Origin of the sequence: Lachnospira multipara LB2003 (assembly GCF_000702205.1) — a bacterium.
Lineage (GTDB): Bacteria > Bacillota > Clostridia > Lachnospirales > Lachnospiraceae > Lachnospira > Lachnospira multipara_A.
Genome location: NZ_JNKW01000001.1, coordinates 93,803 through 114,880, shown reverse-complemented (window position 1 = coordinate 114,880; position 21,078 = coordinate 93,803). Strand labels below are relative to the sequence as shown.

Here is a 21,078-nt window from a genome sequence, read left to right as displayed (position 1 = left end):
CTAACTTACGCTTCCTTATTACCAACTAAATAAAGAGCATCCGGTTCATGCATCTTAAAATCCTTATCCAAATCCATTAAAAAAATCATAATCCTTGCAAATTCAGGATCAAACTGTGTTCCCGAGCCCTTTATAATCTCTTCTCTTACAAGCTGCTTAGCTAGAGGTGCTCTATAGCTTCTCTTAGAAGTCATGGTATCATATGCATCAGCAACAGCTATTATTCTTGCTATTTCAGGTATATTCTTACCAGATAAACCTTCTGGATATCCATTTCCATCATATCTTTCATGATGATATCTCGCACCAAGGCTTAAATAAGGTGTGCTACTTATACTTGAAAGAATCTGACTACCAATAGATGTATGCTGCTTTATAATTTCATATTCTTCTTTAGTTAGTTTTCCAGTCTTATTAATAATATGATCAGGTATACCAATTTTGCCCACATCATGTAAAAGTGCAGCATAATATACCCTTTGACACTCCTCAATAGTTTTACCAGCATTTTTAGCAATAAGTTCAGAATATTTAGCAACTCTCCTTGAATGTCCATGTGTATATTCATCCTTGGCATCAATAGCACTTGCTAGAGCTTTCGATGTCTGCTCAAACATCATTTGCATTTTTTCTTGCTCGCTCTTTAGAATATTGATTTCTTTAATCTTAGCATCTTCTATCTGTTCATTAATATCAAGCAAGGTAAATACATATAGTAGCACTGCCATTCCCACAACAGAAATATTAGTTAATGATAATCCATACAAGAATATTTGGGCTATTGTTGCAATTAAAGGCACTACTGTAAATGCAATTAATGTTACAAACATCTTTATGCTTAAATTGCGCTTATTTCTTATAATGAAAAATAGCTGTAAAAGCATAATTAGTGTAGAAATAACATAACTAACTGCAATATCGTTAGATCTTTCATATCTGTTATATGCATCAAAAACATAATAAAGACCCGTAAATTGCGAAATCAAAACTAATGCCTCACCTAATATAAAAAGAAAATCACATATTCTTAAGGTAATTCTATTCATTTTATTGGGATAATTAACGGTTCTATATAAGTTTTTTAAAACCCAAGTAAAAGAAAATTGAATTAGTAAGCTAAAGGCAAACACCAAAAAATTACATACTCTAGCCATTATGTATCCTTTATTGGACACATCACCTCTATAAATATATGCAAATCTATCTGATAAAAGCAAAACCACACAGCTTAATTCTAATAGAAGCAATGCCATTCTCCTGTTAAATGGAATAGCCTTAGAAAAAATAACTAATAAAGACAATGCACAACAAGAACCACTTAAAAGCAACATTAAATTAAGCTGATTTGCCCTTAAAAACTCCATAAAACCTCCCAAATTATAATTCCAAAATTATAGTATTATTATAACACAATTAAATGCATTATTCTTTATTTTAATCTTATTAAATTAAAAAACATTCGATATGCAAAATTTAGTCTTTATAATATGCATATCGAATGTTTTATTTATATTAATGTAAGCCAATAACTAAACCAACTGTATGAATTATAAGTGCTATTAAATAAGCAACTACGCATTGAAATAAAACCATAAATATGGCAGCTTTTCCACCTGATTCTCTCTTAATTGATGCAACAGCTGCAACACATGGAGTATATAAAAGACAGAATACAAGGAAGGTAAATGCAGTTAAGTTAGACATTTGACTTCTAACCCCTTCAATTCCTCCAAATAGCACAGAAAGCATAGAAACAACACTTTCCTTAGCTAGGAAACCTGAAATAAGGGAAGTAACCATCTTCCAAGTACCAAATCCTAATGGAATAAAAATAGGTGCAATAAAACCAGCTACAAGGGCTAATATACTATCTTCCTGATTAGTAACTAAATGGAAATATGGGTTAAAGTTTTGTAAAAACCAAACTACAATAGTACCAATAAAAATTACAGTAAAGGCACGCATAATAAAGTCCTTAGCCTTATCCCATAAAAGCATGACAACATTTTTAATACCTGGCATGCGGTAATTTGGAAGCTCCATAACAAAAGGTACTGCCTCACCCTTAAATACAGTATATTTACCAATTACAGCCACAACTATAGCCATAATAATTCCTATAAAATAAAGCATAACCATTACAAGGGCTGCCTTGCCTGGGAAAAATGCCGATGCAAAGAAGGCATAAATAGGCATCTTAGCACTACAACTCATAAAAGGTATAAGAAGCTGTGTCATTTTTCTATCTCTTTCTGATGGAAGTGTTCTTGTAGACATAACCGCAGGAACACTACAACCAAAGCCAATAAGTAAAGGCACAATACTTCTACCTGAAAGACCAAGTTTTCTTAATATCTTATCCATAAAGAAGGCAACTCTTGCCATATAGCCACTGTCTTCTAGAATTGATAAGAAGAAGTATAATACCACAATAATAGGCACAAAACTAAGCACAGTACCAACACCTTCAAATATAGCATCAATAATAAGGGAATGAATAGGTGCTGCAACCCCTGAATTTGTAAGGATTACATCAACTTTATCAGTTATTATTTCAATTAACTTTGCTAGTAATTCCTGAAGGCCTGCTCCAATTACATTAAAGGTTAAATAAAAAATCAAAGCCATAATTCCCACAAACACAGGAATAGCAGTCCACTTACCAGTAAAAATCTTATCTAATTTCTTACTTCTTTCATGTTCTTTGCTTTCCTTTGGCTTAATTACAGTTTCATGACAGACTCTTCTAATAAACCTAAATCGCATATCAGCAATAGCTGCTGCCCTATCAAGATTTCTCTCACTTTCCATCTGCGAAACAATTGAACCAATTGCTAATTTATCAGAACTATGTAAGTTTAGAGCCTCGATAACAAGTTTATCTCCTTCAATTAATTTACTAGCTGCAAATCGAGCAGGAATTCCACTTTTTTTAGAATGATCTTCAATTAAACTCATAATTGAATGAATTGCTCTATGAACTGCACCACCAAAGTCATCTTCACTACAAAAATCCTTACGTCCTGGTTTTTCGTTGTATTTTGCAATGTGAATAGCATGCTTTATTAATTCCTCAATACCTTGATTTTTGGCAGCAGAAATAGGTACAACCGGAACCTGAATAAGTTCCTCTAGGAGATTTATATTTACAGAGCCACCATTACCATTCATTTCATCCATCATATTAAGGGCAATAACAACAGGAACATCAAGTTCTAAAAGCTGCATAGTTAAATAGAGATTTCGCTCTATATTAGTAGCATCCACAATATTAATAATTGCAGATGGCTTTTCTTTTATAACAAATTCTCTAGATACAATTTCCTCGCTTGTATAAGGAGATAGAGAATAAATACCAGGTAAATCTACAACCTCTGTATTAGGATAGCCCTTAATCTGGCCACTTTTTCTATCTACAGTTACTCCCGGGAAATTACCAACATGTTGATTTGAACCTGTTAATCTATTAAAAAGCGTTGTCTTACCCGAATTTTGATTACCAACTAAGGCAAAGGTAAGTTTCTCATTTTTAGCCTTAACGCTTGTTTTTTCTTTATTATGATCCTTATTATCTTCATTAACCTGAGATTTCTCACCTATAGCTGGATGGGAAATTTCTTTGTATTTACTATTAACTGTTCTTTTATAATCCTCATCCTTATCCCTAACATTCTCAATTTCAATATTACTTGCATCAGCTAATCGAATTGATAATTCATAGTCTGTAACTAATAAAACCATAGGGTCGCCCAAAGGTGCATATTTAAGCAATGTAATATCAGTACCTGGAATAAGTCCCATATCAAGGAAATGTTGACGAAGAGCTCCACTTCCACCAACACTTTTAATTGTGGCCATTTTACCTAACTCTAAATCTTGTAAATTCAAATGCCATTCCTCCTTTATAAAAAAGCAGCCGCAAATTTACGGCTGCTTTTAATTGTGAACCATAAAGCTAACATAAGGAGTTTACTTTTAATTCCTCATGTCAAAGTTAATTAGATTCTATCACTAACCTTAGAATTAATATCTTCATATAACTTGTCATAAAGCTTCTTAATTTCATCAATGATATCATCCTTAGGAACCTTAAGAGAAACGCTCTTATCTCTTGTTGAAAGTTCGATTTCGCCATTTTTAAGTGCCTTAGGACCAACTGTTACACGGATTGGAGCACCAAGTAAGTCAGCATCAGCAAACATAGCACCAGCGCGAACATCTCTATCATCATAAAGTACATCAATTCCCATTGATTCTAACTTCTCATAGATTGCATCTGTTGTAGCCTTACAATCAGCATCATCAACTCTCATACAGCAGATATGAACCTTCCAAGGAGCTACAGAAATTGGCCAAATTGGACCATAATCATCATGATGAGCTTCCATAATACAAGCTGCAGCACGACCAACACCAATACCATAACAACCCATAATAGGAGTCTTCTCACTACCATCCTCAGCAGTGTAAGTCATATTCATGCTTTCTGTATACTTTGTACCAAGCTGGAAGATGTTACCAGCTTCAATACCACGACTAATTCTAATCTTCTTCTTACCACAAACTGGGCAAATACCGCCATCCTGAATCTTAGAAACATCAACATATTCAACATCGCCAATATCTCTCTTAATATTAAGGCCTGTGTAGTGATAATCAACTTCATTAGCACCACAAACTAAATTCTCAATACCTTCAAGTGACTTATCATAAATAACTCTGCACTTATCTGTAATCTTATAAGGGCCACAGAATCCAGCAACAAGACCACTATCAACTGTAACATCAGCTGGATGAACCTTCTCATTAAGAAGATTTGTAAGCTTAGTTTCATTAACTTCGTAATCACCACGAGTAAATACTACAACATATTCATCTGTAGCATTAATCTGATACATAACAGCCTTACAAGATTCTTCAACCTTAGCATTAAGGAATTTGCATACATCTTCAATTGTCTTGCAGTCAGGTGTATGAACCTTTTTAAGTTCAGCCATAGCTGAGCATCCACTGTTATCAACAATTGTATCAGCAGCTTCCATATTAGCTGAGAAACCACACTCATCACAAAGTACGATTGAATCTTCACCACAATCAGCAAGAAGCATATATTCATGTGATACGCTACCACCAATCATACCTGAATCAGACTTAACAGCAATAACTTCAGGAATACCCATTCTCTGGAAAATTCTAAAGTAAGCATTAGTCATCTTATCATAGTATTTTTCAAGGTCTTCTTGAGATGTATGGAATGAATATGCATCCTTCATTGTAAATTCTCTAACACGGATAAGACCTGCACGTGGTCTAGCCTCATCACGATACTTTGTCTGAATCTGATAAATAGAGAATGGATAATTCTTATATGTACGACCATATTCTCTTGCAAGATGTACAGCAGCCTCTTCATGAGTCATACCAAGTACCATTGGTGTACCATTTCTATCATTAAATCTAAGAAGTTCGTCACCTACTGACTGATATCTTCCTGATTCTTCCCATAAAGAACCTGGTAATACAACAGGGAACATAACTTCCTGTGAATCAACAGCATCCATTTCCTGACGAATGATTTTTTCAATATTTTGTGTAACCTTCTTCATTGGTGTATAAAGTGAAAAAATACCGTTAGATACCTGCTTTACATAACCACCTCTTACTGAAAATGCGTGACTATCAATTACGCAATCAGCTGGTCTTTCTTTAAATCTTACGCCTACTAATTTACTAACCTTCATATAATCCTCCATTTTCTAATACTTAGGGCATTCCTTATTCATTTATATATTAATAAGCAAATAAAAAACGCCCTAAGTACACTATTGTATACTTAGGACGAAATAAATTCCGCGTTACCACCTAAATTCAGGCCTTGCCTGCTCTCATTGTGAGCTATTACTCACTTGTCATTAACGGCGACTACCGTCAGAAGTTTCTAAGACTACAGTTTAATAAAAACCTAAGATTAGTTTTACCTTCTGCTGCTCACAGACTGGTTCATTAAGCAATTGTTTAAGCCTTGCACCAACCGGCTATTCTCTAGGAAATATCCACTTAACTACTATTTCTGCTCAACGCATTCTGTATCTATTTTAGCTACCTTTAACATACAAAGTCAAGAATTTTTTTAAAATAACTCTTCTTTACTAAATGCGTCAAGATTGCTGTGCGAAATCACAGTTAACAAATTAGAACTTTATCTTAAAGTCCTTTTCTCCTTCAACTAAGTCAATCTTTTCCTTAGACATGGAATAAATTCTAATAACTCTGTCTCGCTTTAAGCATTCTACAAGCTCTGTAATCTTCTCATCTAAGCCTTGAATCTCCAAGCTAACAGAACCGTCGTACTCATTTTTTACAAATCCAGTAAGGCCATACTCCTTAGCTAAATAGCTAGCTTTATACCTAAAGCCCACGCTTTGCACTCTTCCTGTAAAGAAAAAATGGTATCTGACCATCTCATCCATAAAAAACTCCCCCTAGTAAAATTTTTTCAAACCTATAAGAAGTCCAAAATTATACATTTTAAATGCATATATAGGAAATTTATTTAATTCGCATACCTATATTTATACTAGCATTTCCATTGATATTTGTATATATTGATTTAACTCAGTCGGAGTACAAGCTCCGACTGAGTTAAACGCTCCTTAAGAAAGTGCTCGCATTAGATGCGGCTTTGCCGCGGCTCGCACACGAGTAGTGATTTGCTACGCAAATAACTACAAGAAATGTATCACCAGGGAAAAATAAAGCTGGCGCCAGTTAGTGTTTATCCATATATAAATCTGGCGCCAAGGCTTATAAGTTATTATAAATTTATCTTATGCATCCTTTGAATGTCTTTCACCAATCTGGAAATCATCGGCATGTTCAAACATATACTGAACTGTCATTGCATCAGAACCTGTAAGCTTCTTAAAATCGTCTGTAAATGTATCCATCTTACCTTCACGAATAGCCTGAGCAAATGTAACCATACCATCAGATGAGAATGGAGCCTCAGAACCCTTCTTAAATACACCATCAGTTGTTCTTGGAACGCCCATAGCATCAAATACCTGGTAATTTTCCTCATCAGTAAGCTCTTTATATGTAATATGGTTTCCAGTAGCCTTGTTTCCAATCTCGATAAACTCTGTAATTGTCATAAGTTCTGGACCATTAATATCAAGTGTTGCTCGGGTATATTCATCGCCTCTAAATAATGCATAAGCAACTGCCTTAGCACAGTCCTTTCTTGAGATGTAAGCCATCTTGCCATCACCCTGACTGTTCTTAAGGACGCCATCACCCTTAACATATGTGAAATAGTTAGTAATCATAGCCTCTGCATACTGTGAATTACGAAGGAATATGTAGTCAAGACCAACTTCCTTTACGTAGTTTTCTGTATAAATATGATCCTTCTTTTCTACTGAAGGATTAGTTTCATCACCAGCATTTACAAGTGAAGTATAGACAATCTGCTTAACACCTGCTGCCTTAGCTGCATCAACAACATTCTTATGAGCATTCTGTCTCTTAGCACCAACGAATGGCATAGAGATAAGTGCAAGTCTATCAGCACCCTTAAATGCTTCCTCAAGTCCTTCGTAATTATTAAAGTTAGCCTGACGAGTTTCAACACCTTCTGCTGCAAACTTATCAAGAGCTTCTTTGCTATAGCCTACAAAAATCAAATCTTCCTTCTTAGCAAGAGTAAGTAACACTCTAGCAGCCTCAGCTCCTAAATTTCCATCAACACCTGTTAATAATAATTTTGCCATAAAAACCTCCTTAAAATAAAGCTTATATTGTTAACAAAGACTTACGTTACTAAATTTCTTTTTTAGTATTTGCTTTGTTAATTTCTTAACATTATCTTAGTTATTTTTTTGTCAAATGTCCAATTAGAAAAGTTTATAGGTCATAACAAAAACTTATGGGATACTAATATAGTGTAACTCCTGTTTAGATTCTAAACCATGATCAAATTAATTGTAAAAATGCTTTTAGTGTTTCGTTATTATTATTCTTATGATAACAAGCCTCAACACTATATCTATGGCTAGTATCCTTAATAGAAATCTTCCTAATACCCTCACCATAATCAGATAGATTCTGGCTATCTGGCGCAAAACCAATATAGCCTTCCGTTATAATTGAGAACATCTCTGTTTCAATATCATCTACAGTCTTTTCTATAAATAGGTCATACCCTTCCGCCTTGGCTCTTTCTAAAACCTTGTCATAGATATTTCCGATAACCTTCCTACTTAGCATAATTATAGGCTGACTATATAGCTCCTCTTTGGTGATGACATTTTTATCAAAAAACTTATGTCCCTTTCCTACAACCGCCATGTACTGCCCTTCTTTTAAGAGCTTGAATTTAGTAGTCGGATTATCAATGAATTCTGTTGAAAATGATACAACCAAATCGCACAAATCTTTAGAGATATACTCATCAGCTTCCTTTAAGGTTATGCGATTTAACTTAAGCTCTGCTTCCGGATACTTCTCCTTGAATTTTGAAACAATCGGCAGAAGGGCCTGAATATCCACAGCAGAAGAATATGCGATTCTAAGAGCCGGCATTTCATTAGTCTTTACCTTATTCATCCTCTCGAGCAAGTACTTATACTGCTTATACAAAACTAAGCTTTCCTCATAAAAGGAAGTCCCCGCCTTTGTTGGCTTAATAGGCGTTGTATTCCTATCAAAAAGCAATAGAGAAAACTCCTTTTCAAGGGAACTTATAAACTGACTAAGCGCCGCCTGAGATATGAAGTTTTTCTTGGCTGTTTCAGTAAAATTCCTGCATTCATACAAGTCTATATAGTATTTTAATTTCTCGATATGCATAAATCTCCTCACTATAAGTTATGTTAATAATTAATAGATAGTTGTGACGAAGTGAAGCTATTATAATAATCGTTATTAGCTAACTTTATTATATCTTATAAACTAAAAAAGGAAAAGCACATAGATTTAGTCTATATGCTTTTCCTCAATCCAAAATCACCATTAAATATAATACATATCTTTTTGAAGAATTCTTGATAAAAATTTCTTAGTGCGCTCCTCCTTTGGCTTATAAAAGACCTGATCGGGAGTGCCCTCTTCAACAACTACACCTCCATCCATAAATACAACTCTATCTGCCACATCTTGAGCAAATGACATTTCATGAGTAACTATAATCATAGTTATACCCTTTTTAGCAACTTTTTTTATAACTTCTAGGGTTTCTCCCACAAGCTCTGGATCTAACGCCGATGTTGGTTCATCAAAAAGTATAACTTTAGGGTTTAGGGCAACAGCTCTTGCAATACCAACTCTTTGCTGCTGTCCTCCTGATAATTGTGACGGATAAAAATCTGCTTTATCACTTAAACCAACCCATGTTAGTACATCTAGCGCTTTCTTATAGGCCTCTTCCTTACTATTTTTTTGAACCACAATAAGACCTTCCATTACATTTTGAATTGCTGTCTTATTATTAAATAGACCATAATTTTGAAAAACAAAGGCACTGTTTCTTCTTATTTTCAAAATTTCACTTTTCTTGGCCCTTTTTTAAATCAATTTCATTATCATCAAATGTTAATCTTCCCGCATCCGCCCTTTCTAAAAAATTAATACATCTAAGAAATGTGGTTTTTCCTGAGCCACTAGGTCCTAAAAGCACCACAACCTCACCGTCATCTACATGTAATGAAACATCCTTTAATACTTCATTATTACCAAATTTTTTTCTTACATTCTTTAATTCAATCATATTCTGCCTCTTTAAACCAACCTTTTTATGTAACTTGTTGTTTTTTTCTCAATAACATGTCCAATATTTTCAATCACAATTCCAATAATCCAATACATAAGAGCCGCAGCTAAATATCCCTCTAAATAACTATATGTATCCTGACAAGGGACTAAGGCTGCCACCATAATTTCAGTAACACCAATAGCTGACACCAGATTAGTAGCCTTCAAAATACCGATTATATTATTAAGCAAACCTGGAACCATCAAATCCTTCAATGGTATGTCCAGTTGACACACCTAAAGTTTTTGCCCTAGCCATCATATCCAGCACCCCTAAGGTAAAGGCAATTGAGGTATTATGAAATACCCCAATTAAATCAGCACCATACTGTGGAATTGCCACATGAACAGCTTGCGGTAATACAACTCTAAAAAGTGTCTGTGATTTGGTCATTCCAATTGAATAACAAGCTTCTGTTTGTAGGACAGGAATTGCAAGTATAGCAGATCTAAAGATTTCCCCTAAGAAAGCTGCCTCATTTAATATAAAAGCAATAATTACAAAACTATATGCATCTAATCTATTAAGATTTATTCCAAAAACATTTAGAAATAATTTGCCAAATATAATAGGAATTCCATAAAAAGCCAAACACATCTGAACCAATAAAGGTGTTCCTCTCATAAAGGAAATAAATACCAATAAAAACTGATTTACAATAGGAATTTTCTTAATTCTAAGAATTGCTACAAATACAGCTAAAATAGTTCCTAAAAGCATTGCCCAAAAAACCATTTTAAAATTTATAAGAACATATGGTAATATCTGACCTATTCTAGTTACGAATCTAGTGCCATCAAAATAAGATCCCATATTTTACTCACTTTCTGTGACATCATAGCCAACCCACTTAATAGCAAGTTCAGATAATGTTCCATTTTCCTTTAAAGTCTTAAGTGCACCATCAATGTCATTTTTTAGCTGATCATTTCCCTGCTTATAGAGATAGTAAGTAAGAGAATTATTAACTGGCTCACCAACTGCCTTTAACCAGTCGCCATTTCCATCACTAAAATTAGTATTATATTTTTTTAGGTCGCTTTTTTTCAAAACAATAGCTCTATCAGCTCCATTTTTTAATGCAGCTACAGCTTCTTCATCTGTACTACTTTCTGTATTTACAATTACAACTTCGCTTCCCTTATGAGCCTCGTTATAATTTTTAAGAATTTGAGTTGTTGCAGAAGCTGCAACATCGATTTTTCCAGATTCAAGAGATAATAAAATCTGATCAAAACTTAAGCTCTTATATTCAAATTCATACTGTGGAAGCAATTCATCAATTGCAGCAAGCACATCATATTCATAACCTACTGCCTTTCCATTTTCATCGATATAACAATATGGGTTATAAGAATTACCTGAACCAATTACTATTTTCTTAACATTTCCTGCCTCTTTACTATTAGAACATCCAATTAAAGATACTGCCAATGTAGTTGCAGTTAGTGCAAGAGCCAGCGCTTTTTTAAAACTTTTCCTAATCATGATTTTTCTTTTAATAGTTTCTCTTTTCATTTTTTTACTCCCTTCCTTTAAAGCAAGCTTTTATAAAAAGCTGCCTAAATTAAAAATAAACCAGAGATAAGCTTATATACTTACCTCTGGTTTTCCAGTCAGCATTTACTTAGCTAATATCTTCTGTTTAGAGAATACTATCATAGCCTTTTAATACTAACAATTATTTAATTTTTATCATGAATTATAAGTTTTCCTTATCGCGCTTTTGCTACTGTAACTTGACCCTTGCCATTTTCTTTTGAAATATAAAGGGCACTGTCTGCAAGTTTAAAATTCTCCTCTAGACTCTTGTGATTATTAATCTTAGTAATTCCACAACTAAAGCTTAGGGGCGACCTTGTTTCTAATTTATTTACCATGCATTGAAGCTCATCCATCATAATCTTAGACTCTGCAACATTGTGATAAATTATTCCAATAAATTCATCGCCACCCCATCTGCAAACAACACCGTCACTAGCTATAAGATCCTTTAAATTAGAGGCCATCATACGAATAATTGTATTACCATACATGTGACCATAAGTATCATTAAAGTGCTTAAAGTTATCAATATCTAATACAAATAAACAAGATTTTTTTTGATGAAACCTTTTCTTTCTTTTTTCTTGAAAAATCTCTCTAAATAATTTTGCATTAATAAGACCTGTTAATTCATCAATGTTTTCATTAAAACGAGTTGCCCTATTAAGTCTTGATAGAAGAATTACACAGACAATTGAAACCGCAAGGGTTGTACTTATCATAAAAACAAAACGACCATAGGTCTGCTCTAGCATAGATGCAACAAGCTCTTTTGTATTTTTTTGAACAATAATATTCCAGTTAAGATCTTTATTATGATAAACCGTTGTACATAAATAGCCATCAGTCCAAGTTGAGCCTTGAGTTCCTACATTTTTTAGCACGTCTTCTTCTGATATATTAAAGTTTGCGGCAGCATCACTAGCTGTCATATAAAAACCAGAACTACCAGTAAAGGAATTATGTGCATTCCCTTTATTAACAATTCCTGCATTAATACTAAGGCTATCTGTAAGACTACTTACTGATGCTTCAAAATCATCGATTTTATTTCCTACACCAACAACCCCAATGGTATTGCCATCTTTATCAACAACTAAACAGTTTACAAAAAGAGATACGCCATAATCATTTACCTCATCATGATCTATCTGAATATCATATTCTTGATTTAGATTTAGAAAATTAAAATACCAGGAATCAAATTCGCTATCCCTTGAAACCACCTTATTAAGGCCATCATTATAATAATAATTATAGGTCTTATTAGATACGAAAAATACCACATCATAGTTGTACTTTAATTGATATGTCTTTAGATATTCATAAAGTTCTTTGGCATGGGCACTTTCTGTATCTTCAGTTTCTTCCTCGCACCATCTAAGAAGAAAAATGTCATTTGCCATCATTTGAGATACTACTCGTTGTTCTGTAGATATATTTGTAATCTGCGAATTTAAATCAATTGCAGTTAAATTCACATCGTTAGTAGCCTGCTCAATTGCTAATTTTTTAAAATAAGAGCTTTCGTTAACTTGTATTCCTGCAAATATAGCAAACACCACTATAATTATTAAAGCTCCATATATTATAAATCTGTGTTTTTTAAACATTCTCTCCACCAATTTTTATTTTTCAAAAGCAATTTGTTTTAACCCAAAGATGTCTATTATCTATTCTCTACTTTTGTAAAAGTTTCCTTTCCTCTCTTACATTATAAGTTTACTTTGGCACAGTGGCAATAATATTTTACTATATACTATTTAAGAATTCCTTAATATCTTTGCAAAATTCTCTTGGTTCAGCATAGTGAACATCATGACCACAATCCTTTATAACATACATTTTTTTCAATGGTGAATTAACTGCTTCATAATATTTAGAAACACTATCTAGCGGACAAACAAAGTCCTGCTCTCCAGAAATAAAGCACACAGGCATTGAATAATCCGGTCTATCATAGGCATTAAAAGCCAAGGTATATTCAAAAAGTTCATGATTTAATAAGACATATTTTTCTGTATCAGTCATCTGCTTCATAAACCATTTTAAATCTAATATTCCTGCAGAAGGTGAAAAAAGTGCTCGTCCAAACTGGTCTGCTTTTTTAGTTACAGGATGATATTTATCAGTTTCCTGTCTTAGGGCAATTAATGACATAATTCCCGGTTCCTTACAATAGTTTCCATAAGCTTTTTCAAGATCTTTTGTATCCATATTAGATTCTTTAGCCTTTTTTAATGCATCTTCATAACTGTAAAGATCTCCATCTTCTATAGAAACAAACTGGCCAACGCCAATGTATGCCTTTACTAAATCTCCATGGCTATTAGCATAAACACTGCCAAGAACTGTGCCATAAGAATGTCCCATAATTATTACATTATCCTGATTTAATTTATCACATACATATTTTACTAATGCATCTAAATCTTCTAAGGACTGACTAAAAGTTACAGTCTTATTTAATGGGTCAGCCTTGGCATTTTTATAATAAGTTCTGCCACAACCTCTCTGATCCCAAGATACAACAGTATATTCATCAGTTAGATAATCTGAAAAGCAGTAATTCATATAGCTATCAGCGCCTCCTGGACCACCATGAAGATAGATAATTACTGGATTATTTCTATTTTCTCCCTTAATTGTTACAAATTGCTTTTGTCCATTTAATTCAATATAAGATGATTCGTTTACCCCATGCTTATACATGATTTTGTGATGCAAATAGTTGCAGGCCCTCATCACCACAATAAATAAAATTCCAAGTATTATAAACGCAGCAATAAGAATTGCAACTATTTTTAGTATTTTTTTAACTGTCCTCATCTTTTTGTAAAAACTCCTTACCCAATATTTCTTTAATACGCATCATGCGTTTATCTAGGACATGGTAAACTGGTTTTAATTCCCATGGAAGCCCCATTATATAGTCCCTATCGCTAGTACTTAGGCGCTCCATTATTCTTAAAAAGCCTTCCCTGTCCTTATATATTCTTTTGCCAAAATCAATTAGAATATATTCTCTTTTGGGGCGCTCTATTTTTTTAGTTACCTGCCTAAAGCTTGTACGTCCATAGGAATCCTGTTCCTTTATATATTGAACCTCTTCAACAATAGTATTTCCATCAGGCTTTTCATAAGTTAAAATTCCTTTTTGTAAAAAATGTTCCCACATAACCTTTCCGATATGGTCTAAACTTGTGGGATAATCAAGTTTTTCTTTAATCTGTTTGGCATTATAACCCCTATCTGCAAGGTGCCTAATAGCCCCATCAGATGCCACTTCTCTAGAAAATCTAGCAAGTGCTTGTATAAAAATAGATTTATTATTCTTTCCTTGATTATTCATTTCCTAACACCTTTTTTATATTCTTAGATCAATATTCTTTAGAGCTTACCCTTGTAATTTCTCATTACTTTCATTATCGATCTAATTATATAAAAAAATGGTGAAAAATCCAAATTATTCTATTCTTTACTAACCAATTAAAGTCTTAATATCATCTTCGACATTTGTAATTCCTGCGATTCCAAAATTGTCCACTAGGACTTTTGCCACGTTTGGTGAGAGGAAAGCTGGAAGTGTTGGACCTAAGTGGATATTTTTTACTCCAAGGTAAAGTAAGGCAAGGAGGACAATTACAGCCTTTTGCTCATACCACGAGATATTATAGACGATTGGTAGGTCGTTAACATCATCAAGGCCAAATATTTCCTTTAACTTAAGCGCAATAAGTACTAATGAGTATGAGTCGTTACACTGACCTGCATCTAGGACTCTTGGAATTCCAGCAATATCGCCTAAATCAAGCTTATTGTACTTGTATTTTGCACAACCTGCTGTAAGAATCACTGCATCCTTTGGAAGAGCCTTTGCAAAATCTGTATAATAGCTTCTAGACTTAGCTCTACCATCGCAACCTGCCATTACAACAAACTTCTTTATAGCACCTGATTTTACTGCATCAACTACTTTATCTGCCAATGCAAATACCTGCTCATGTGCAAAACCACCAGTAATTGTACCTGTCTCAATTTCAGTTGGAGCAGGACAGTTTTTAGCCATTTCAATTATCTCTTTAAAATCCTTTGTTTCTGTGTATTTTCCATCAATATGCTTACAGCCAGGATAACCTGCAGCACCAGTTGTAAACAATCTATCCTTATATGAAGGGGCAGGTGGAACAATACAGTTAGTTGTCATAAGAATAGGGCCGTTAAAGCTCTCAAATTCTTCTCTTTGTTTCCACCATGCATTACCGTAATTTCCAGCAAAATTGTCGTATTTTTTAAAGAAAGGATAATAGTGGGCTGGAAGCATCTCAGAGTGAGTATACACATCTACGCCTGTTCCCTTAGTTTGCTCTAAAAGCATCTCCAAATCCTTAAGATCGTGACCTGAAATTAGGATAGCTGGATTTTTTCTAACACCAATATTAACCTTTGTAATCTCTGGATTTCCGTAAGTTTTAGTATTGGCCTCATCAAGAAGCGCCATTCCATAAACACCGTATTTTCCAGTCTCTAAAGTAAGAGCAACTAAATCATCAACTGTAAGGCTATCATCAAGTGTTGCTGCAAGAGCTTTTTGTAAAAATGCGTCAATCTCTGCATTATCCTTTAAAAGTGCATTAGCATGCTTTGAATATGCTGCAAGCCCCTTAAGACCATATGTTATAAGTTCTCTTAAAGAACGAATATCCTCATTTTTAGTTGAAAGAACTCCCACCATCTTAGCCTTAGCATCAAATTCTGATTTTTCACCATTCCAATGGGCAGCTTCTGATAATTTAGCCCTAGCATCTAAACTTAATTGATCTAAAAGCTCTTCCTTAACCATAAGTGTCTTTATAACTCTCTTCATAATAGCATCATAATCGAAATTTGCGTTTGTAATTGTAGTAAATAAATTCACAGAAACTAAGTGATTTACATCCTCACTTACTTCCTTACCTTCATTTCGAAGAGCTGTAGTTACCTCAGAAATTCCCTTTGTAACATATACGAGCAAATCCTGTAAATTAGCCACTTCCGGCTTCTTACCACAGACACCTACCTTAGTACAGCCTAAACATCCTGCTGTTTCCTGACATTGATAACAAAACATTGTATTTTCCATAATCTAACTCCTTTGCATTTAATTTATGCATGAATTATAAGGCAAAAAAATTTAGCAAACAGTTGCAAATGCAACTCTATTTTTTATATTATTAAATAAGCTATTAAAGGAGGAAAAAAATTATGAATAAAGAAATCGATTATAGCAAAATAAAGCTTTTTGAGAATATCAATAAAGAGAACCTAGATAAACTCCTTTATTGCATCCGCTCCTTCAAAAAGGAATTTAAAAAAGATGAGATTATTTACATGGAAAGCGACAACATTCCATACGTAGGAATTGTGCTTTATGGTTGCGTTCACATGATTAAAGAGGACATTTGGGGCAACAGCTCCCTATTTACCTTTTATAAAGCCGGGGAATTATTTGGAGAGAGCTTCGCAGTACAAAAAGACATGTCTTCATCTGTGCTTTTTAAGGCCTCTAAAGATACCAAGATTTTGTTTCTAGCTGCATCCAATATTATTCACACCTGCCCAAACTTTTGTTATTTTCATGCCCAAATAGCCACCAACCTTTTTAGGCTTCTTGGTGAAAAAAATGAAAAGTTCATCAACAAAATCGAGATTCTATCTAAAAATAGCATTAGAGAAAAGCTTCTTGCCTACATCTCACAACTAGCCAAAGAACAGCACCAGACAAGGCTTATCTCTCCCCTTACAAGAGTTGCCCTTGCAGACTACCTATCCGTTAATCGAAGTGCCATGATAAGGGAACTTTCAAAGATGAAGGCTGAAGGAATAATAGATGTTGATAACAAAAGTTTCATAATAAAAAGCACCACGCAACTAAACATTTAATTGCCCAAAATCTAGCAACTGAATATTTCTTAATTTGCCTAAATCACGCAAGTAAATGTTTCTTGGATTGCCCTTATCATGAAAAAAGTCTGGAAAAAAATTAGATTTCTTGATTTGGAAAAGTTCAATATTTTTACAACTAATCCAAATCAAATAAAAAAGCCCAAAAAAGGCAACAAATTCTTGCCTTTTCGAGGTTTTAAAAAATTAAAATTGCCTATATGCGTAAAAGAAGGGTGAAAAAGATGAAAAACACAGAAGAAATTTCAAGATTTGTTACCCTAGAGCAAAAATAATAGTTCATATGGGCAAATGTGTGCTCCGAAACACTTCGAAACAACTCCGAAATACTCCGAAATGCTCCGCAACGGATAAAGCCCAAATAATGCAAACAAATAAGAAGCTTTACCACAATGAAATTATCTATATGCATAAAATCACCGCTTTTCCTGAATTCAGCACCTACTGCTGCTCTCACTGCCTTTACATTCCAAAGAAATACTGTGAAAAACTATTTGTCATAAAAATAAGAGTGAAAATCAAAGCTCCTAAAATCAAGAGAATAATTCTTTTAGTCTTATTTTTTATAGGACTATTTACATAAATCTTATTTCTATTAATTATATTATATATAGCATTGATAACAATAACACAACAAGCAGCTCTCGTAATGCTATAGAAAATGCTTTCATAAAGGGCTAATGCTTTATAAGCTCCAATTGGAATGTAATCTTCTATAAATGCATATAGATATAATAATCCTGACAAAGCATAAATTAAACAAGCAATCCTAGCAATTGGATAAAGCGACTTATTGCGACGCAACTCCGCCTCAGAAATCTCGCAAGAATCCGATGAAAGCCAATTTTTTAACTTATATAAAATCTCCGGCTGATAATTAGCACTCATAAGCTCAAGAGCCTGTCTTGTAATCTCCCTGTTTTTAAGCAAGGCACCATTAATAGCAAGGGCCATCAAAACATTATTTTTGACCCAACCTGGCTTTTTTACATTTTTATATAAACTATAATAATTGAGGTTAAACTTCTCTTCTTCCGGCAATTTTTCTAGCTCTTTTTGTAATTTTGTTTCGTAAATAATTATACATGAGCTTGCTATAATAAAAGCCGTAACAGCGATTATAACTAGCATTAAATTATCAGTCTTCACAAGTAAATGTATAAGAATTATAAAAACTATAAAAAGCATTAATATCAACTTATATTTTTTTAACTTTGTTATCCTTTTAGCCATAATGACTCCAGGGCTGTCAGGCCTGTATTCATCAATATTTACGTTGCTGTCATTAAAAATATTCTCCATATTTTTCCTCTTTCCTTTGTGCATGTCTCTTTTTGTAAAGCGGACATTCGGAATCCGCTTCGCTACTTCCTCATGAACGCAATGGCACTTTGTGCCACTTGTCAGAAGGGTCTTTAACCCCTTCTGACACTAGTAAGCTTTATACCCCCGCTTAAAGCTTACGCTTTTGAAGCGGGGGATTGCTTACACTGCGTTCAATTTATAATGTTTATAAGCACGCCTTTATTATACTCTCAACAATTAGAATAATCACGCTAAAAATTAACAAATTCAAACTAAATCTACTCTTCGAATAACAAAGCCTAAAGCTAAAGCCCCTTTTCTTCGGGTACAAGAGCTTTACAGGCCTGTAATTTAGCAAGTCTAGCCCTATGTGGGAAAGATATCCAACCAAAAAGAAGCCTGCTTCTAGCGGATTTATTAGTACTATTGAAAATGTAAACAAAGCCATTCCCATAAATGAATGACTGAAAGTTCTGTGATCCGTTTTATTTGAAAATGCGCAAAGACCGATAAACAGTGCAAACCCCATAATAGTGCTAATTAGAAAGGCTATGTAGCTCCAACTTATTGTACTCTTGGCTGCTGTGCTAAATGTCAGACTCATAAAAGATGTTCGTTTTAAACAAACAAAAATTTCCGGCATGCAAACAAGCCCGGCAAGCACTGGCACTATAGCCAGTGTAGCCGAGATTCCCATAATGATATATTTGGTTTCTTTCTTACCTGTTCCATCAATATCTATATCCGGAATTATAGCGCCTATGCTAGTAGCACAAAGCCCAAGAACCGTGATTTCCGTCGGTGCCGCCAAAGTTAATGTAAGCCCTAGACAAGCACCAACTGCAAGGTGAGTGTTGGTTTGCATATGGACACTCCTAACATTAATTTACAAAATATTTGTTGTAATATACTACTTATTCATCTTTGCGCAATCTCCAACCTTGTCACCAGTTACAAAATATTCATAAGTTGGAAATTCAAAAAGTACTGGCTTAAATAGGTGATAATTAATTTTTCCTGCTTCATTAAGAATTGACTCATCTGCATAAGTTGCAAGAATTTTTCCAATGAAGTTATCAAAGCCCTCAAGCTCGTAATTGTGATCCATTTCACATTCAATAGAAATCTTAGCTGCATTGATTAGCGGAGCTCCATTTTCACCAATTGTAAAATCAAAAGCCTCAGACTTATCTTCCTTGTTTCCACTAACAACGCCCATTCTATCAGCTTCTTTTAGCCACGACTCATCTACTACATTTACAGAAAACTTCTTATTATCACGAATACCTTTGTTAGTATAATGAGCGCTAACCATAGAAACCATTAAATGGCTATGTGCCACTGTGCCAGCGTGGGCAACTAATGTCCAATTTGGATTTCCCTCTACCATTGAACCTACTACAATAACTGGTGCTGGATATAATGCTAACTGTGCTCCTATATTTTTCTTCATAATTTTACTCCTTATTCTAATAATAATGAATTGTTGACAATGTGTCAATCCATGATCAAAAAAATTTGTTACTTAATTATTCCATCTTCTTTTCCCACATTCTTACAAGGTCAAAATTTAAGCTATCTGCTAGATCCTCTAAATCCCTAATGTCATCCTCTGATAGGGAAATGTTCATAGCCTTTAAGGCATCATCTACATGTTCAACTTTAGTTACTCCAATAATAGGTAATGTACCCTTTGCAATTGCCCAAGCAACTGGAATCTGTGCAGGAGATACATCATATTTATCAGATAACACTCTTAATTTCTCATTCATAATTTCAAGCTTATCAAGAACCGGATTATAAATTCTAGCTCTATCAGAATTAGCAGGCATTGGATGGCTCTTATTATATTTTCCAGAAAGTGCTCCCTGCTCTAAAACCATGTATGAGAAGAAATAAATATCATTTTCCCTACAAAAATCAAGAATTCCCGAATCCTCAGATGATCTGTTAATTAAACTGTAATGGTTCTGAACCGCACCAAGTCTTAGGCCATGCTCCTTTAAAATCTTATCAGCTTCTTTTATCTCAGATAAATTGTGATTAGAAACGCCAATAATTGGAGCATCTAAATCGCCCTCAAAATACTGGGCAATCTCTGTAATCCACTTAATTCTATCTACAGTATTATGTAACCAGAAAATGTCCATCTTATCAATGCCAAGATTGTTATATTCAATCTCTAACATATCCTTAACTGGAGTCTTTGAAGAATAATTAGCAGCCTGTGGTGTGAATTTATCTGAAATCACATAAGAATTCTTATCAAGACCTTTTAAAAAATGTCCCAAGGTCTTCTCAGAAGTTCCCATTCCATATACATATGCTGTATCCCAAAGATTAAGTCCGTTCTCCATAGCTCTGTCAAAAATCGGCTTAAGGCTGTTAATACTTAATTCATCTCCAAAAGTACCATCATTACCCCAAGCCCATGCACCAAGTGCAATCTTAGCTAATTTTGTCTCTTTCATATT

At 34.0% G+C, this 21,078-nt stretch carries 18 protein-coding genes, 1 pseudogene and 1 other annotated feature; of the genes and pseudogenes, 1 reads left to right on the top strand and 18 read right to left on the bottom strand.

What is annotated here, in order from left to right; translation table 11 throughout:
* Positions 1-5: 5 nt before the first annotated feature.
* The 14 genes and pseudogenes from T537_RS0100575 to hcp all read right to left on the bottom strand — a co-directional run bounded on the left by T537_RS0100575 (position 6) and on the right by hcp (position 16,478).
* Entirely contained in the window at positions 6-1,364 is a 1,359-nt protein-coding gene (locus T537_RS0100575; protein WP_051637121.1) for an HD-GYP domain-containing protein, read from the bottom strand.
* Between the two features lie 148 nt (positions 1,365-1,512).
* Positions 1,513-3,888 carry a ferrous iron transport protein B gene (gene feoB / locus T537_RS0100570; RefSeq protein WP_031555545.1) on the bottom strand — a complete coding sequence of 792 codons (2,376 nt, stop codon included), beginning with the start codon at positions 3,886-3,888 and terminating at the stop codon, positions 1,513-1,515.
* Positions 3,889-3,998: 110 nt separating this feature from the next.
* Entirely contained in the window at positions 3,999-5,741 is a 1,743-nt protein-coding gene (locus tag T537_RS0100565; protein WP_031555543.1) for a proline--tRNA ligase, read from the bottom strand.
* 90 nt (positions 5,742-5,831) lie between these two features.
* Positions 5,832-6,087: a binding site (T-box leader), on the bottom strand.
* A 104-nt stretch (positions 6,088-6,191) separates the two neighbouring features.
* The gene (locus T537_RS0100560; protein ID WP_197017991.1) at positions 6,192-6,470 is read right to left on the bottom strand and encodes an acylphosphatase; all 279 of its coding nucleotides are present in this window, start codon (positions 6,468-6,470) and stop codon (positions 6,192-6,194) included.
* Positions 6,471-6,827: 357 nt separating this feature from the next.
* On the bottom strand, positions 6,828-7,772 hold the full coding sequence (locus T537_RS0100555; RefSeq protein ID WP_031555534.1) for an NmrA family NAD(P)-binding protein: 945 nt from the start codon (positions 7,770-7,772) through the stop codon (positions 6,828-6,830).
* A gap of 202 nt (positions 7,773-7,974) precedes the next feature.
* Positions 7,975-8,850 carry a LysR family transcriptional regulator gene (locus T537_RS0100550; RefSeq protein ID WP_031555524.1) on the bottom strand — a complete coding sequence of 292 codons (876 nt, stop codon included), beginning with the start codon at positions 8,848-8,850 and terminating at the stop codon, positions 7,975-7,977.
* Between the two features lie 162 nt (positions 8,851-9,012).
* Positions 9,013-9,766 (bottom strand): annotated as a pseudogene (locus T537_RS11860) (amino acid ABC transporter ATP-binding protein).
* A gap of 11 nt (positions 9,767-9,777) precedes the next feature.
* On the bottom strand, positions 9,778-10,014 hold the full coding sequence (locus T537_RS0100540) for a hypothetical protein (protein ID WP_031555522.1): 237 nt from the start codon (positions 10,012-10,014) through the stop codon (positions 9,778-9,780).
* Entirely contained in the window at positions 9,995-10,624 is a 630-nt protein-coding gene (locus T537_RS0100535) for an amino acid ABC transporter permease (RefSeq protein WP_051637120.1), read from the bottom strand. The genes T537_RS0100540 and T537_RS0100535 overlap by 20 nt, the downstream gene beginning before the upstream one ends.
* Positions 10,625-10,627: 3 nt before the next feature.
* Positions 10,628-11,329, bottom strand: a complete 702-nt coding sequence (locus tag T537_RS0100530; protein WP_031555519.1) for a transporter substrate-binding domain-containing protein — start codon at positions 11,327-11,329, stop codon at positions 10,628-10,630.
* 197 nt (positions 11,330-11,526) lie between these two features.
* Positions 11,527-12,969: a sensor domain-containing diguanylate cyclase gene (locus T537_RS0100525; protein WP_031555517.1), complete on the bottom strand. Its 1,443-nt coding sequence runs from the start codon at positions 12,967-12,969 to the stop codon at positions 11,527-11,529.
* A 139-nt stretch (positions 12,970-13,108) separates the two neighbouring features.
* Complete coding sequence (locus T537_RS0100520) at positions 13,109-14,185, bottom strand: alpha/beta fold hydrolase (RefSeq protein ID WP_031555514.1); 1,077 nt, start codon at positions 14,183-14,185, stop codon at positions 13,109-13,111.
* On the bottom strand, positions 14,172-14,708 hold the full coding sequence (locus T537_RS0100515; protein WP_031555512.1) for a hypothetical protein: 537 nt from the start codon (positions 14,706-14,708) through the stop codon (positions 14,172-14,174). Before T537_RS0100515 ends, T537_RS0100520 begins: the two co-directional genes overlap by 14 nt.
* A 129-nt stretch (positions 14,709-14,837) precedes the next feature.
* Complete coding sequence (gene hcp, locus T537_RS0100510) at positions 14,838-16,478, bottom strand: hydroxylamine reductase (RefSeq protein ID WP_031555504.1); 1,641 nt, start codon at positions 16,476-16,478, stop codon at positions 14,838-14,840.
* Between the two features lie 122 nt (positions 16,479-16,600).
* Here hcp and T537_RS0100505 point away from each other — a divergent pair, with 122 nt between their 5' ends.
* Positions 16,601-17,278 (top strand): Crp/Fnr family transcriptional regulator, encoded by a 678-nt coding sequence (locus T537_RS0100505; RefSeq protein WP_034244060.1) that lies wholly within the window; start codon positions 16,601-16,603, stop codon positions 17,276-17,278.
* A 483-nt stretch (positions 17,279-17,761) separates the two neighbouring features.
* On the opposite strand, the gene T537_RS0100495 is transcribed toward T537_RS0100505, so the two are convergent.
* From T537_RS0100495 to T537_RS0100480, 4 genes are all read right to left on the bottom strand, one after another.
* Positions 17,762-18,601 (bottom strand): hypothetical protein, encoded by an 840-nt coding sequence (locus T537_RS0100495; protein ID WP_031555500.1) that lies wholly within the window; start codon positions 18,599-18,601, stop codon positions 17,762-17,764.
* A gap of 208 nt (positions 18,602-18,809) precedes the next feature.
* Positions 18,810-19,469 carry a metal-dependent hydrolase gene (locus T537_RS12255; protein WP_027438083.1) on the bottom strand — a complete coding sequence of 220 codons (660 nt, stop codon included), beginning with the start codon at positions 19,467-19,469 and terminating at the stop codon, positions 18,810-18,812.
* Positions 19,470-19,514: 45 nt separating this feature from the next.
* Positions 19,515-20,057 (bottom strand): flavin reductase family protein, encoded by a 543-nt coding sequence (locus tag T537_RS0100485; RefSeq protein WP_031555498.1) that lies wholly within the window; start codon positions 20,055-20,057, stop codon positions 19,515-19,517.
* Between the two features lie 76 nt (positions 20,058-20,133).
* The gene (locus T537_RS0100480; RefSeq protein ID WP_027438085.1) at positions 20,134-21,075 is read right to left on the bottom strand and encodes an aldo/keto reductase; all 942 of its coding nucleotides are present in this window, start codon (positions 21,073-21,075) and stop codon (positions 20,134-20,136) included.
* Positions 21,076-21,078: the final 3 nt, after the last annotated feature.

Bases quoted from the DNA above. Each gene is read 5' to 3' on its own strand.
- T537_RS0100520 (WP_031555514.1), bottom strand. From the start codon at position 14,185: ATGAGGACAGTTAAAAAAATACTAAAAATAGTTGCAATTCTTATTGCT.
- T537_RS0100565 (WP_031555543.1), bottom strand. From the start codon at position 5,741: ATGAAGGTTAGTAAATTAGTAGGCGTAAGATTTAAAGAAAGACCAGCT.
- T537_RS0100480 (WP_027438085.1), bottom strand. From the start codon at position 21,075: ATGAAAGAGACAAAATTAGCTAAGATTGCACTTGGTGCATGGGCTTGG.
- T537_RS12255 (WP_027438083.1), bottom strand. From the start codon at position 19,469: ATGCAAACCAACACTCACCTTGCAGTTGGTGCTTGTCTAGGGCTTACA.
- T537_RS0100560 (WP_197017991.1), bottom strand. From the start codon at position 6,470: ATGGATGAGATGGTCAGATACCATTTTTTCTTTACAGGAAGAGTGCAA.
- hcp (WP_031555504.1), bottom strand. From the start codon at position 16,478: ATGGAAAATACAATGTTTTGTTATCAATGTCAGGAAACAGCAGGATGT.
- T537_RS0100485 (WP_031555498.1), bottom strand. From the start codon at position 20,057: ATGAAGAAAAATATAGGAGCACAGTTAGCATTATATCCAGCACCAGTT.
- T537_RS0100515 (WP_031555512.1), bottom strand. From the start codon at position 14,708: ATGAATAATCAAGGAAAGAATAATAAATCTATTTTTATACAAGCACTT.
- T537_RS0100535 (WP_051637120.1), bottom strand. From the start codon at position 10,624: ATGGGATCTTATTTTGATGGCACTAGATTCGTAACTAGAATAGGTCAG.
- T537_RS0100550 (WP_031555524.1), bottom strand. From the start codon at position 8,850: ATGCATATCGAGAAATTAAAATACTATATAGACTTGTATGAATGCAGG.
- T537_RS0100530 (WP_031555519.1), bottom strand. From the start codon at position 11,329: ATGAAAAGAGAAACTATTAAAAGAAAAATCATGATTAGGAAAAGTTTT.
- T537_RS0100495 (WP_031555500.1), bottom strand. From the start codon at position 18,601: ATGGAGAATATTTTTAATGACAGCAACGTAAATATTGATGAATACAGG.
- T537_RS0100555 (WP_031555534.1), bottom strand. From the start codon at position 7,772: ATGGCAAAATTATTATTAACAGGTGTTGATGGAAATTTAGGAGCTGAG.
- T537_RS0100575 (WP_051637121.1), bottom strand. From the start codon at position 1,364: ATGGAGTTTTTAAGGGCAAATCAGCTTAATTTAATGTTGCTTTTAAGT.
- T537_RS0100525 (WP_031555517.1), bottom strand. From the start codon at position 12,969: ATGTTTAAAAAACACAGATTTATAATATATGGAGCTTTAATAATTATA.
- T537_RS0100505 (WP_034244060.1), top strand. From the start codon at position 16,601: ATGAATAAAGAAATCGATTATAGCAAAATAAAGCTTTTTGAGAATATC.
- T537_RS0100540 (WP_031555522.1), bottom strand. From the start codon at position 10,014: ATGGTTCCAGGTTTGCTTAATAATATAATCGGTATTTTGAAGGCTACT.